At 37.9% G+C, this 13,916-nt stretch carries 12 protein-coding genes; all 12 read left to right on the top strand.

What is annotated here, in order from left to right; translation table 11 throughout:
* The first annotated feature begins 31 nt into the window (after positions 1-31).
* The 12 genes from frr (at position 32) to V4519_02300 (ending at position 13,905) form a co-directional block, all read left to right on the top strand.
* A complete protein-coding gene (frr, locus tag V4519_02245; protein MES2436806.1) occupies positions 32-583 on the top strand; it encodes a ribosome recycling factor in 552 nt (183 codons plus the stop codon).
* Between the two features lie 23 nt (positions 584-606).
* Complete coding sequence (gene rseP, locus V4519_02250; protein ID MES2436807.1) at positions 607-1,704, top strand: RIP metalloprotease RseP; 1,098 nt, start codon at positions 607-609, stop codon at positions 1,702-1,704.
* An 84-nt stretch (positions 1,705-1,788) separates the two neighbouring features.
* Positions 1,789-2,442 (top strand): hypothetical protein, encoded by a 654-nt coding sequence (locus V4519_02255; GenBank protein MES2436808.1) that lies wholly within the window; start codon positions 1,789-1,791, stop codon positions 2,440-2,442.
* A gap of 23 nt (positions 2,443-2,465) precedes the next feature.
* Entirely contained in the window at positions 2,466-3,449 is a 984-nt protein-coding gene (locus tag V4519_02260; protein ID MES2436809.1) for a hypothetical protein, read from the top strand.
* Between the two features lie 8 nt (positions 3,450-3,457).
* Positions 3,458-4,204 (top strand): hypothetical protein, encoded by a 747-nt coding sequence (locus V4519_02265; protein ID MES2436810.1) that lies wholly within the window; start codon positions 3,458-3,460, stop codon positions 4,202-4,204.
* Between the two features lies 1 nt (position 4,205).
* Positions 4,206-5,576, top strand: coding sequence for a hypothetical protein (locus V4519_02270; protein ID MES2436811.1), 1,371 nt, complete (start codon positions 4,206-4,208; stop codon positions 5,574-5,576).
* 12 nt (positions 5,577-5,588) lie between these two features.
* A complete protein-coding gene (locus tag V4519_02275; GenBank protein ID MES2436812.1) occupies positions 5,589-10,655 on the top strand; it encodes a hypothetical protein in 5,067 nt (1,688 codons plus the stop codon).
* A gap of 10 nt (positions 10,656-10,665) precedes the next feature.
* On the top strand, positions 10,666-11,427 hold the full coding sequence (gene tatC / locus V4519_02280; protein MES2436813.1) for a twin-arginine translocase subunit TatC: 762 nt from the start codon (positions 10,666-10,668) through the stop codon (positions 11,425-11,427).
* Between the two features lie 44 nt (positions 11,428-11,471).
* On the top strand, positions 11,472-11,678 hold the full coding sequence (locus tag V4519_02285; protein MES2436814.1) for a twin-arginine translocase TatA/TatE family subunit: 207 nt from the start codon (positions 11,472-11,474) through the stop codon (positions 11,676-11,678).
* A gap of 14 nt (positions 11,679-11,692) precedes the next feature.
* On the top strand, positions 11,693-11,953 hold the full coding sequence (locus tag V4519_02290) for a hypothetical protein (GenBank protein ID MES2436815.1): 261 nt from the start codon (positions 11,693-11,695) through the stop codon (positions 11,951-11,953).
* A gap of 15 nt (positions 11,954-11,968) precedes the next feature.
* Positions 11,969-13,507, top strand: coding sequence for a tetratricopeptide repeat protein (locus V4519_02295; protein MES2436816.1), 1,539 nt, complete (start codon positions 11,969-11,971; stop codon positions 13,505-13,507).
* Positions 13,508-13,512: 5 nt separating this feature from the next.
* Positions 13,513-13,905, top strand: coding sequence for a hypothetical protein (locus tag V4519_02300; protein MES2436817.1), 393 nt, complete (start codon positions 13,513-13,515; stop codon positions 13,903-13,905).
* The last annotated feature ends 11 nt before the right edge of the window (positions 13,906-13,916 follow it).

Raw genomic sequence — 13,916 nt, forward strand, 5'->3', positions numbered from 1 at the left:
AAGTTTAAGAATCTGATACAATACACACACTATGAATTACGATTTTTCACCGCTTAAAAAGAAATTAAAAGATGTAGAAGAATGGCTTAAGAAAGAGCAGTCACAGATTCGCACAGGGCGAGCTTCTTCTTCAATTCTTGATAATGTACGCGTAGATGCATATGGAACTCCCACTCCATTAAATCAACTTGGCTCAGTATCAAATGAAGATCCGAGAACACTTAGAGTTTCATTGTGGGATACAAGCCAGATTAGAGACGCTGAAAAGGCAATTGTTGCAGCAAATCTTGGGGTAGCTGTAGCAGTGGATGATAAAGGAATCCGTGTTTCATTTCCTGAACTTACTGGTGAACGACGTTTGGCGGTAGTTAAAACAGCAAAGGAGAAAGCAGAACAAGCAAAAGTTTCCATTCGAAAGGTACGTGATGAAATTTGGAACGATATTCAGGCAAAGGAAAAAGAAGGTGGTATGGGAGAGGATGAAAAATTTAGATTTAAGGATACTATGGAAAAAGCAATTCAAGAGGCAAATAAGCTTGTTGATGAATTACATGCTCGAAAGGAAAAGGAAATTATAAGTTAGTAACTCAATCTACATAAAATCACATGACTGTCATTATATTTTTAATTGTTCTCGCAGTACTAGTATTTGTTCATGAACTAGGACATTTTCTTGCTGCAAAGGCATCTGGCATTCGTGTTGATGAATTTGGTATTGGATTTCCACCAAAACTATTTGGATTTAAGCGTGGTGAGACAACATACACACTTAATGCAATTCCATTTGGAGGCTTTGTGAAAATTTTTGGTGAAAATCCTGATGAAGAATCTATTGGTGGACCAGATAAAGCTCGAAGTTTTTTCAATAAGCCAAAATATCTTCAGGTTATGGTTCTTGCTGCTGGAGTTACATTCAATATTATATTTGCGTGGTTATTAATTTCTATTGGATTTATGATTGGTATGCCTGCTCAACAAGGATACTCATCACAGGTTGCTACAGAAAATTCACAAGCAACTATTCTTGCAGTACCTCAAGGTTCACCTGCTGAATTAGGAGGACTTAAAGCAGGAGATAAAGTAGTGAAACTTACTGCGGGTGCAGAAAGCACTCAGGGCAAGCTATCTGTAGAGCAAATTCAAAGTTTTGTTGCGACAAAAAAGGATCAGCCGGTAACTTTTGATGTTACTCGTGGATCAGAGGCTATTTCTGTGCAAGTTACTCCTAAAGAAGGAATTGTGGCTGATAGAGCTGCTATAGGAGTACAACTTGGTGAAGTAGGAATCTTGAAGCTCAATTTTTTCCAAGCTTTCATTGAAGGTGCAAAGTATACTGCATATATTATTCAGGCTACTGCTGTAGGGTTAGCTCAGTTTTTGTTCCAAGCGGTAACAGGTAGAGCTGATTTTGCTACTGTTACTGGTCCTGTAGGTATTGCGGGTATGGTTGGTGATGCTACACGACTAGGAATTGTATACCTTTTATCTTTCACAGCTATTATTTCTGTAAATCTTGCTGTTATCAATCTTATTCCGTTTCCAGCACTTGATGGAGGAAGAATTCTCTTTGTAATTATTGAAAAAATAAAGGGATCTGCAATTAGTCCAAAATTTGCTAATGCAGTGAATGCAGCTGGATTCGCATTATTGCTCTTACTTATGCTTGTTGTTACATTCAACGACATACTAAACCTCTTTAAATAAAAGTTGTCCACAGTTAACAGTAGTAGTGAGCGTGCTCATCTGATACAATAACTACATCACTAAATTAGTTAAGTATTAAAAGCCATGGGTATTTCAGAAATTAAAAAAATAGTAGCACTGACAACAATCCTTTCAGTTGCATCGGTTGGATTGTATGTTGCAGCTGAACCACAGATTTCAAGCGCACAGGCAACTGCAGATGATACTGTTATTATTACACTTAACGTTGATGCGGGTATCTCTATCACAAGTCCTGCAGACTCTTCAATGAGTACAAACTTGGGTGTTTCTGTAAATAAGGCTATTGCTACAACCACTTGGAATGTTAAAACTAATAACAATCTTGGATATACTCTTGCTGTAAAAGCATCTCAGGATCCTGCAATGCAGTCAGCTGGTGATGAAGTGTTAGATTACACTGAATCTGTAGGAGGTACACCTGAGACATGGTCTGTAGGTGCAAGTACCGCAGAATTCGGATATTCAGCATTCGGAACCGATGTTCCAACTGGTACATGGGGAACAGGCTCACAGTGTTCTTCAACTGTTAATGCAAACTCAACTACTCTTAAGTACGTAGGTTTTAGTACATCTGATAAAACTATTGCAACACGATCTTCAACTACAACTCCTTCTGGCATTGATTCTACAGTATGCTATGCTGTAGAACAAAATGGTTTCTATATTCCATCTGGAACATATACAGCTACCATTACAGCAACTGCGACCACCCTCTAATTTAACTTGGTTACATAAATAAAATGCCTAAGGTTGGAAAGAAAGCACAAATATTAGCGAGCTGGACTACTTTAATCCTACTTATCGCTATTTTACTGCCTCTTACTCCTGCCCAAGCTTTTGAGGTTTCAAACCAGAATGTAGAAGATAAGAACGACTTTGTTCTTGAACCGGGTAAAGTAGAACTATTCCTTAATCCTGGTGAAGAAGCAACAAAAGCTGTAATAGTTACAAGCCGTATTCGAGAGACAACTACGTTTAAAATTGAAATCGAAGATTTCATTGGTTCGCGAGATGCAAATCAACCTGTAATTCTATTGGGTAATGATAAAAGCCCGTATTCAATCAAAGATTCTATTGTTCCGGAAATTTCAGAGTTTACCTTGGAGTTTGGTCAACGAATCGCTATTCCTGTAAAAATTACAGTTCCTGAAGCAACACAACCAGGTGGATTTTATGCATCAGTACTTGTTTCAAGTCAGGCACGAGAAACTCCAGCAACAGCAGCCCAAGGACGTACACGAGTTGTATCACGAGTCGGATCATTGATGTTTATTCGTGTAAACGGTGATGCTAACGAAAGTGGAGCGGTAGAAGATTTTCGAATTGCGGGCGAAAAGAAGTCTGTGTATGAAAAAGGACCCTTCACATTTCAGGTGCTTTTCAATAACACAGGTAATGTGCACCTTGTACCGTATGGAACAGTCACAATCAAAAATACACTAGGTAAGTCAATTTCAACACTGCCTCTTGATGCTTATTTCTCTCTACCTAACTCATTGCGTCATAGAGAAGTGCAATGGTCATCTGGATTCCTTTTTGGACGTTATAAAGCAGAATTAGACCTCAACCGTGGGTATGGTGGAACTATGGACCATAAAGAAATTACTTTCTGGGTACTCCCATGGAAAATCGTAGTTGCTGTACTCTTTGGATTCCTTCTTATTTCTTCAATACTAGTTTATATTCTTCGAAATTTTGAATTTAAGAAAAAAGGAGCTAAGTAATTTAAGCTGTGAAAGGTACTAAGCATTCAAAATTTTTATATCTCAATGCTTTTTTACCGGTTCTCTTTGTGTTTGCTGTGATGGGAAGTACAAACTATAAAATGGAAAGTGATACCGTAAACCCAGCTGGAAATCTTTCTACAAGTACAAATTACTCGCTCGGTGATACATTGGGAGAAGTTGGAACTGGTACTTCTACAAGTGCGACCTATGGGATGAATGCTGGTTTCTGGCAAATGCAGAGTGGATATATTTCTATCAGCGTAGAAGCTGATCAGGCAATGAGTTCTATTGGTGGCTTTTCTGGTGCTATTAGTACATCCACATCCGTATGGACAGTTATTACTGATAACACTGCTGGGTATTCTTTGTTTGTACGGGCAGCTACAAGCCCTGCCCTTAAGAGTCCAGAAGATGCATTCTTTTCAGATTATGATTTAGGAGGAGGAGCACCTCATTATGATTTTTCTGCTGATTCAAACTTATCTGTTTTTGGATTTACACCTGAGGGTGAAGATATTACTGATTTCTATAAGGACAATGGACTTGAGTGTAACAGTGGGGGATCAGATACTGTAGATAAATGTTGGGCTGGTTTTACTACAACAGATCAGGAAGTGTCACAAAGAGCAACATCAAATCATCCGTCTGGAACTCAAACAACATTAAAATATCGAGCAGAAGTGGGATCAAATAAACTTCAAGATGCTGGTTCATATTCAGCTGAAATTACAGTAACAGCACTTATGCTTTAATATGTTAATTCGTATTTTACTAAGCACAATCATACTCCTCACTCCAGCACTTAGCTTTGCTGCGACAAGTAGCAATGGTGTTGACGTGAATATGTTTATACTGGGGTGTAATGATAACGCAATTTGTGAACCACTTTCTGGCGAAGATGTTAATTCTTGTCCATTGGACTGTACGGTAATAACGCCACCTCCACCACCGCCTTCTAATTTTTCTGGACCTGCAGCACCGTATTCTGGTGGAGGATATTTTTCACCAGCAACGTATACTTCTTTTGAAATAACTCCAGGTGATAATTATGCTGTTTTCACGTGGACAACAGACAACAACACTATCAATACATTTTCATGGGGAGAAACTCCTGATTACGAATTTGGAAGTATGTCTGAAGTTACATATCACAAAAACCATTCGGTAAAAATCCAAGGTTTAAAACCAGGTGTCGATTATTATTATAAAATTACAACGCAAGATGCTTCAGGAGCAACTCTTGTGAAAGATGGAACATATCGACTTCCTGTTTCAGAAGATCACACACCACCTTCAAATCCTAGTGCTTTTTATGCACAACAACGACAACAAGATGTCTTGCTAACATGGAAGAATCCAAAAGAATTGGATTTTAAAAATGTATTGATAGTAAGATCACCATACGGCTATCCGCAGAGTGGGTTGGAAGGAAAAATCGTATACGAAGGAAAAGGGAACTATGTTCTTGATTCTGATACTCAAATTGATGCTACCTATTACTACACAATTTTTGCATATGATGAAGTATCAAACAGATCGTCTGGAGCAATAGCACGAATAAAAATTGTAGCCCCTGGATCACCAATACCTTCAAATTCAACAGTACCTCCGATTACAGGAGAGGTTACTGCAAGTAGTACATTATCGCTTATCGATTTTGATTTTAGTCAAAGGGGGAGAGGTATTTCTTTTCTGCAAGATGTTGTACCGGTAAATTCTGCTGATGCAATTACTGTGTCTCTTGCTCGTGAAAAAGTACCAAAAAATGTTAAATATATTGTGCTAACACTAAAAGATGAGGTTCCATGGAATTCATACCTTTTCTCAGATAATTTTGATAAGACAACAAGTGAAACTTCAATTGCGGCATTAGAACGAGTTGGGGTGGTTGCTTTTGAACTAAATATTGCATATCAAGGTTCAGATTCTGTTACAAAAATTGAAGGATATTTTAAAACAACATCACTACAACCTCAGCTTGGGGAAAAGCGAGTGAGTTTTTGGGAAAATTTTCTTAAATTAACACATATCTATCGGGGTATTTTGCTAATAGTGCTTTTGATCATTATAATCATAATTCTGGGGATAATTCGGCACAAAAAAGACAAGCGAGCCATGCTATAATAAGGCCTATAAATGGGCACTATTTTTACGAAAAAACTTTTCAGTTCTTATGCTCTTTCTCTCTTCATTTTAGTTTCATTTATTGTAACTTCATGTTTTGGAATTGTGCTTCCAGAAGTTGCATCTGCTGCTCTCAACAAACAAATAAATTATCAAGGAAAACTTACAAATGCTTCTAATGTTGCAGTAGCCAACGGTACCTATGAAATGGTTTTTAATCTTTATACAGTTTCTTCTGGAGGATCTCCAATTTGGACTGAAACACGAAGTGGTGGAAGTGAGGTGACTGTTACCAACGGACTTTTCAGTGTGATGCTTGGAGAAGTCGCAACACTTGATGCCGTAAATTTTAATCAGACATTGTACCTCGGAGTAACCATCGAAGCTGATGCAGAAATGTCACCTCGAAAAAAATTGGGAGTTGTGCCTGGTGCAATTGATTCAGAACGACTTGGAGGATTAAACAGTTCACAATTTTTACGAGCTGATGCAGCAAATGCAACATCAACTGCTTCTACATATCTTACTGTCACACAAAACGGAGCAGGAAAAATTGCAGAATTTTTTGGACCAAGTTCAGCATCAGTACTTTCAATTACAGCTGATGGAAAAGTGGGGATTGGCACAACAACTCCGTATGCAAAACTTTCGGTAGCGGGGGCAATTGTCGGTGAATATTTTGTTGGAACTTCAACTGCGACCTCTACACTTGGTGGAGGTCTTTCTGCAACTCGTTTCCAAGCAACAGCAACATCAACAATGGCAGGCATTAATCTTGCTTCTGGATGTTATGCCATTGCAGGAGCATGTATTGGTGGATCAAGTCTGTTGGGGACTACAGGTCAGGTTGCATATTTTAGTGGTACCAATACTGCTGTAGGTACTTCATCACTTTCGTTTGATAATGCTGGTAATGTGAGTATCGCTAAAAACTTGTTTGGAGGTATTTGGACTATTGACCAAAATGGTATTTTTTATGGTACTTCAACAAATTCTCTTGGGGCATCGTATGGTAATTACACAGGATTTGCTGTTGCAGTAAATAGCGGAGGATATGTAATTGATGATCAGGGTAACACATTGTCAACATTATTTGCTGATGAAGCAGGTAATTCACTTACTGCAAATTATGCAGCAAACAACTTTGGACAATTCTTTACCGGAAATGGTTTTACGTTAGATGCAAATAATCAAAAAATCACAAGTATTGGTTTGGGATCTACATCAGCTCCTTCACTTTCTTTCAATAGTGATTCAAATACCGGTATCTTTTCTCCGGGTGCAGATAGTATTGCATTCTCAATTGGTGGAGCAGAGCGAGTAACTATTGGATCAACAGGTAACTTTGGAATTGGAACAACATCACCATACGCAAAACTTTCAGTAGCAGGTGAAGTTGTTGCCTCACATTTTACTGCAACTTCGACAACCGCAACATCAACATTCGCAAATGGTTTAAATATTACTGGTGGATGTTATGCCGTAGCAGGAGTCTGTCTTTCATCAGGTTCAAGTCTTACTGGTACAACTGGCCAGCTCGCATATTTTAGTGGGACAAATACTGCGATTGGAACATCATCAATTTTCCTAGCAACAAATCAAAATGTGGGAATCGGTTCTACTACACCTGGTTCAAAACTTTCAGTAAACGGAACAGTTGCTGCTGATTCATTTAATGTTCTTACCAATAATGAAGGTTATAAAATTAGAGGTACAACTATTTTGAATGCATCATCTTCAATTTCAAGTCTTACAATTGGTGTTAATGCGGGTGCAAATCTTGGAGGCAACTCTTCTTCAAACGTTGCGATCGGATCATTTGCAATGAATTCTACATTGAGCGGAGATTCAAACATTGCCCTTGGATACAGTTCTTTGTACACAAATGAAACAGGAAATAATAACATCGCTATTGGTTATTCTGCTTTAGATGCATTGCTTGCAAATTCAGATAACGTTGCGCTTGGTACAGAAGCAGGTAAAAATACTACAGGTTCAAACAACCTTTTCTTAGGTCATGGAGCAGGATATAACGGCGGAACAAATGCGATTACTTCTGGCTCAAATAATATTCTCATTGGATACAATGTAACTGGTACATCATCAACAGCAACAAACTTTTTAAATATAGGTAATGCACTCTATGGAAACTTATCAAATGGAAATATTGGAATTGGTTCAACATCGCCAAACTCAAAGCTTTCTATTGTAAGCCAAAATGCTGTTGGTTTAGAGATTTCAGCTGGTGATGCTAATTCTTATACAGGACTTTCTCTTGGTAGACTTGCAGCTGATGCAAATTTCTCAATCGCTGGTACTGGAGGACAATGGGCTCAGGATGCTACATCAGGAGATTTAATTATACGAACACAAACTACTGATATGTTCTTTGATACGAATGGCGGAGTGGGCACCTCAGCATTTACTATTCTTTCAGGTAATGGAAATGTAGGAATTGGAACAACCTCACCTTATGCAAAACTTTCTGTAGCTGGAACTGTAGTTGGACAGAATTTTGTTGCGACATCAACAACTGCAACATCAACATTTGCTGGTGGTTTAGTTGCAGGAGGGACTACTGGTCTGATTGTATTACAAAATGGAAATGTAGGAATTGGTACAACCACTCCTAATCAAGGCTCAGCTGGAGGAGGAGCCGCAAAAGTTTTAAGCTTCAGTGATCCTTTAAATACAGTATTAAGAGTTACTGGGGGAGATGTTAATGCTGTATTTCAAACTCTAAATAATGATGCTGTATATGTTGGACCTACATCGGCGCATTCCCTTAATTTGGTTACAGAAGGATCATCAAAATTAACCATATTAAGTGGAGGAAATGTTGGAATCGGTACTACAACACCATATGCAAAACTTTCAGTTGCAGGAACTATTGTAGGAGCAAATTTTGTTGGTACCACAACTGCAACCTCTACACTTGGTGGTGGATTATCAGCAACTCGTTTTCAAGCGACAGCAACATCAACAATGGCAGGTATTGATCTTACTTCTGGATGTTATGCCATTGCAGGAACATGTCTTTCAACTGGTGGATCAAGTCAATGGACAACTGCCGGAAATAATATTCACTTTAATACAGGTAATGTAGGTATCGGAACAACATCTCCATTATCAGCACTAGCTCTTGGTACATCTACAACCGCCGCGGGAACAGCTGGTATTTATGAGTTTTTAACACTCAATAGTGCTTCTGGTGCAACACAGTTTGGAAATCAAATGTATGTAGTAAATGCACCTACAGGATCTGCAAATACTATGGTCGCTCAAATGATTCGAGTTGAAGATAGTACTGCACTCACAAATACCGTGCGAGGTCTTGAAGTACAAGCACACAGAGGTACAAATACATTGGGAGAAAATACTGGAGTTTCAGCATTCGGAAGAACATTCGGTATTAAGGGAGTAACTATTGGTGATGCCGGTGGGACACTTGCACCTGCTGGAGTCTACGGAGAAACTCGAGGAACAACACAGGGTAACGCATTCCGAGGATATTCAAATACTATTACTTCATCAAACCTTTCATATTTGTATCAAGAAACATCCGCATTTACTGGTGATGTATTTCGAGCCGATGTAGGAAATGGAGCTGGATCATTTAGTGGAAATCTTTTGAGATTGCAAGTTGCCGGAGTAAATAAATTTAATGTAAGTGCACATGGGACAACTACCATTGGGGATGGAGTGAATTTTGCAGGTCTTGTGGTCTCAAATGGAGCCCTTACTGTAAGTGGTACTGCTACCTCAACATTCTCAAATGGAATAAATATAGCAGGAGGATGTTTTGCTGTTTCAGGAAGTTGTTTGTCAACAGGTGGTACAAGTCTTATCGGAACGACTGGTCAGTTTGCGTACTTTAGTGACACAAATACTGCAGTTGGTACTTCATCATTATTCTTGGCAACAAATGGTAATGTAGGAATTGGAACTACCTCACCATATGCAAAGCTTTCTGTTGTTGGTGAAATAGTAGCTTCACACTTTACTGGTACCACAACAGCAACCTCAACATTGGGAGGAGGTCTTTCTGCAACTCGTTTCCAAGCAACAGCAACCTCAACGATGGCAGGTATAAATTTAACTGGTGGATGTTTTTCTATTTCAGGAACATGTCTTTCAGCAGGTGGTGGCTCTGGAACGGTTGGAGCTGGAACTACAGGATATGTGCCATTTTATGCAGCAGGTGGAACAACACTTACTGCAACATCTTCACTATTTATAGCTGCAAATGGAAATATTGGAATTAACACTGTAAGTCCAACAGCAGATCGACTTCACATTGGGGCAGATAGTTCATGGACTGGTCTTCGGGTAGATGCTGGAACTGCAGGAACAAGTGGTGCGTATATTGATTTTTATGATCATCTTGGATCAAAGGCCGGAGGATTCGTGTATGACGAACTTGATGGTGACTCATTAAAGTTTAAAACATATTTTGGAAGTAATGATATAAAATTCATCACAAATAATAGTGATGAGCGAATGACTATTTCGGGTGCTAATGGATATGTTGGTATAGGAACCACATCACCTTATGCCGCACTCTCAGTAGCCGGTGCATCTGGAGTTGTTGCTAATATTTTTAATGCGACATCAACTACTGCAACATCAACATTTGCCGGAGGTCTTTCAATTGCAACCAACGGATTGGTATATGATCGTTCAACGGGATATGTGGGTGTGGGAACTGCATTGGCAAAACGAAAGCTTGATGTAACTGATGCTTCAAATCCTCAAATGCGTTTGAGTCAAACAAACAACTCTGTATTTTCTGATTTTAAGGTTGCAGCAACAACTGGAGATCTTACTGTAAGTATAAATACTACAGCTGAAAATGTTATATTCAATCAGCCATCCGGTACAACAGGAGCAAACGTATGGGCTTGTCAGGGAGACGCATGTCCTACTGCATATCTAAATCTTGCTGATGGAGGTAACTTTGTAGCAGAAAAAGCATACTACTTTGGAAACGGATTTAAGATCTCAACTGTAGATGCATCTACAACAGCTGTCTACGACACTACAAATACAATCATCCTACAATTCGACGAAGCACCGTAAAAATACTGCTATGATAATTTCCGAACTGAAAGATTTATTAAAAAATATTGTACGATGGGCATTTGCATTCATAGCTTTGTCTACTTTTTTCTTTCTATTTTCTACACAAACGGTGACGATAAAAGGCAGGGAAGTGCCAGTGCCTTGGATGACTGATTCATCATATACGATTCAGTTTTTTGATACATTACAGCGTACATTGATACCAAGTGAAGTAGATCTTATTGTTACAAATCCATTCGATGCTTTTTTTATAGAGGTTAAATTATCTTTATTTTTAGCCTTTATTGTATTGTCGCCTTTTCTTTTGTGGGGAATACTACGATACCTTTCGCCAGCATTAAAACAGTCAGAAAGAAAATCATTATATAAAGTTGTATTACCATCTACTATTTTGTTTTTTAGCGGATGTCTATTTGCATATGCATACATTATTCCTTCTACGATAAAAATAATGTATGCACATGCGCCCAATATCAAAGCAATTCAGTACTTCAATGTTAATGATTTTATTTCATTAGCACTCATGATGATGGTTGCTACGGGAATAATGTTTGTTCTTCCTGTGTGCATGGTTATCTCAAGTTATCTTGGGATAGTTAACCCCGTTATTTGGAAACAGTATTGGCGCCAGGCAATTTTTGGATGTCTGTTAGTTACAGCAGTAATCACACCCGATGGTAGTGGAATTACCATGGCAATGCTTGCGATTCCACTCTGTTTACTCTATATAGTAGGCCTTTTTATCAGCTGGCGGTATAAAACTAGTTAGTATATACTTATAGATAAGTAAAGCTTATAAATTATATAAAATCTATGTTTGGATTAGGCGTACCAGAACTCATAATTATAGTATTAGCGTTTGGATTACTCTTTTTTGGTAGTAGTAAAATATCTGAATTTTCACGAAGTCTGGGAAGAATGTCTGGAGAATATAAAAAGAGCAAGCGTGAGATTGAAAAAGAAATTGAGGAAAGTGAACTAAAAACAACTGATCAGAAAAAAACTGATACAACTAGTTAGTTCTAATTTGGTATATGGCAGTACATCACAAACATACGGCTTCAGAAGAAGTACAAAAAAAGACACGTCGAAACATGATCAAACTTGCACTTTTTGGAGGTGCTGCTTTTGTACTTGGGAAAGTATTTAATTCTGTTACTGAACATTTCTCAGATAAAGTAATACGTAATGTAGATTTTCAGAATTTCAATTTTCAAGAATCAGAAAAAAAACTCACTATATCTGAAAAAGATGGTGAGCCACTGCTTATCATCGAAAAAGATTCATTTAAATAATTCTGCCTACATGCCATGACGGACACTGAATTACAGGCACAAGCAGCACATGCACAAGGTTTAGCATACTTAGAAAAAGGTATGTTTGGTGAGGCACTATTTCATCTAAAAAAAGCAATTACATTAGTCCCTAATTATTTAGAAGCACACAACACTTTGGGGCGAGCCTATAATGAAACAGGTGACTTCGAGTTGTCTATACAAACATGTCTCCATATACTAAGTCAAAATCCACAGGCATATTTTGTGTTACAAAATATTGCTAAATCGTATGGAGAAATGGGACGACACGCTGAAGCACTGTCGTATTATTACAGGTATATCGCTCTTAGTCCTACTGCGGCTACAGCCTACAGTGACCTTTTTTTAACACTAAATTATCTACCAATGTCGCGTGAAGCAATGTTTGTAGAACATTATAAGTTTCATATATTTGATAAAAATAATACAAATAGTAACTATCTGTATCAGAAAAATATTCATGATAGTAGTAAAAGAAAAATCAAAGTTGGTTATGTTTCAGGGGATTTAAGAGAGCATCCTGTAGCGCATCTTTTTGTTCCTGTTATAAAAAATCATGACAGATCAAAATTCAATATTCATATCTATAATAATACGCATAGTCAAGATGATGTTACCAAGAAAATAAAGAATTATGGTGATACCTGGCGCGATATACAAGCACTTTCGCATGAAGATACACTAGAACTCATTAGGTCAGATAATTTAGATATTCTTGTGGATTTATCTGGACATACTGGCAGTAATAGACTTTTGATTTTTGCAGCTCGGGCTGCTCCAATACAGGTAGCGTGGTTGGGATATATGAATACTACGGGTCTTAAAAATATGGATTATAGAATTACAGATTTTAATTTGTCAGTACCTGATTCTGAAAAATACTATACTGAAAAGTTATGGCGAGTTACAAATTCTTTTACGTTCGATCCACTTATGGAGTTGCCTGATATCGATGATTTACCAGCTTTAAAAAATGGGTTTATAACATTTGCCTCATTAAATAATTATAAAAAGATTACTTCTCATGTTTATGATGTATGGGCAGATATTTTAAGAAAGATACCAACATCACGCTTGGTATTTTCGCTCAAGGGTAATGACACGCTTAAACAGTCGGTACTTACAAAATTTGAACTAAGAGGTATTAGTTCAGATCGAATTAAAATAATTGATCAAAAATTGATTGAAGATTATGTGAAATTTTTCAATGATATAGATATATTATTAGATCCATTTCCATTTACAGGGTGTATTACTGTATTTCATGGTCTGTGGGGTGGAGTGCCATCTATCGTTATGGAAGGAGTAACAGAATATGAGCGTAACGGTCCAACTGTTATGAAAAAAGTTGGATTAGATTCATGTATTGCACATAATCCTCAAGAATATGTAGATATCGCAGTTTATTGGGCAAGTCATTTTGATGAATTGGCTGAATTGCGTAAAAAAATGCGTGAAAAGTTCCCTAAAAATGAGGATAAACTAGTAACAAAAGGCATTGAAGACGCATTTATAAAAATGTATAATAGATAGTATCTATGGCTATAAATGTATCGCGTAATCGAATTGACTTTAATGATATTCGTGCGGAGTCTGCTGAATTTAGAGACAGTGCAGAAAGTGTAAATGCAATTGGTAGTGCGTCAGGTGCTGAGGCAATTGATTATTCACTGGGCAATGTCGTAACAGCAACAACAACTGGTGCAACTGTCTGGTCTGTGACAAATCCACCTGCATCAGGAAAAGCTGGGAGTTTTACCCTTATTCTTACAAACGGCGGTAGCCAGACTCAAACATGGATGAGTGGTACAAAATGGCCAAGTGGAGCAGCGCCAACACTTACTTCGTCAGGGATAGATATACTTACCTTTTTTACGGTTGATGCTGGTACTACATGGTATGGAGTGTTGGCAATGAGTGCTATGGCTTAATATTTTTTGAT

This window comes from Patescibacteria group bacterium (assembly GCA_040387855.1).
Lineage (GTDB): Bacteria > Patescibacteriota > Minisyncoccia > Phycocordibacterales > JAKAEA01 > JAZKCY01.

What these genes read in the sequence shown, in the direction of transcription:
- V4519_02255 (MES2436808.1), top strand. Translation starts at nt 1,789, where the DNA reads ATGGGTATTTCAGAAATTAAAAAAATAGTAGCACTGACAACAATCCTT.
- V4519_02290 (MES2436815.1), top strand. Translation starts at nt 11,693, where the DNA reads ATGGCAGTACATCACAAACATACGGCTTCAGAAGAAGTACAAAAAAAG.
- V4519_02275 (MES2436812.1), top strand. Translation starts at nt 5,589, where the DNA reads ATGGGCACTATTTTTACGAAAAAACTTTTCAGTTCTTATGCTCTTTCT.
- tatC (MES2436813.1), top strand. Translation starts at nt 10,666, where the DNA reads ATGATAATTTCCGAACTGAAAGATTTATTAAAAAATATTGTACGATGG.
- rseP (MES2436807.1), top strand. Translation starts at nt 607, where the DNA reads ATGACTGTCATTATATTTTTAATTGTTCTCGCAGTACTAGTATTTGTT.
- V4519_02285 (MES2436814.1), top strand. Translation starts at nt 11,472, where the DNA reads ATGTTTGGATTAGGCGTACCAGAACTCATAATTATAGTATTAGCGTTT.
- V4519_02270 (MES2436811.1), top strand. Translation starts at nt 4,206, where the DNA reads ATGTTAATTCGTATTTTACTAAGCACAATCATACTCCTCACTCCAGCA.
- V4519_02300 (MES2436817.1), top strand. Translation starts at nt 13,513, where the DNA reads ATGGCTATAAATGTATCGCGTAATCGAATTGACTTTAATGATATTCGT.
- V4519_02295 (MES2436816.1), top strand. Translation starts at nt 11,969, where the DNA reads ATGACGGACACTGAATTACAGGCACAAGCAGCACATGCACAAGGTTTA.
- frr (MES2436806.1), top strand. Translation starts at nt 32, where the DNA reads ATGAATTACGATTTTTCACCGCTTAAAAAGAAATTAAAAGATGTAGAA.
- V4519_02260 (MES2436809.1), top strand. Translation starts at nt 2,466, where the DNA reads ATGCCTAAGGTTGGAAAGAAAGCACAAATATTAGCGAGCTGGACTACT.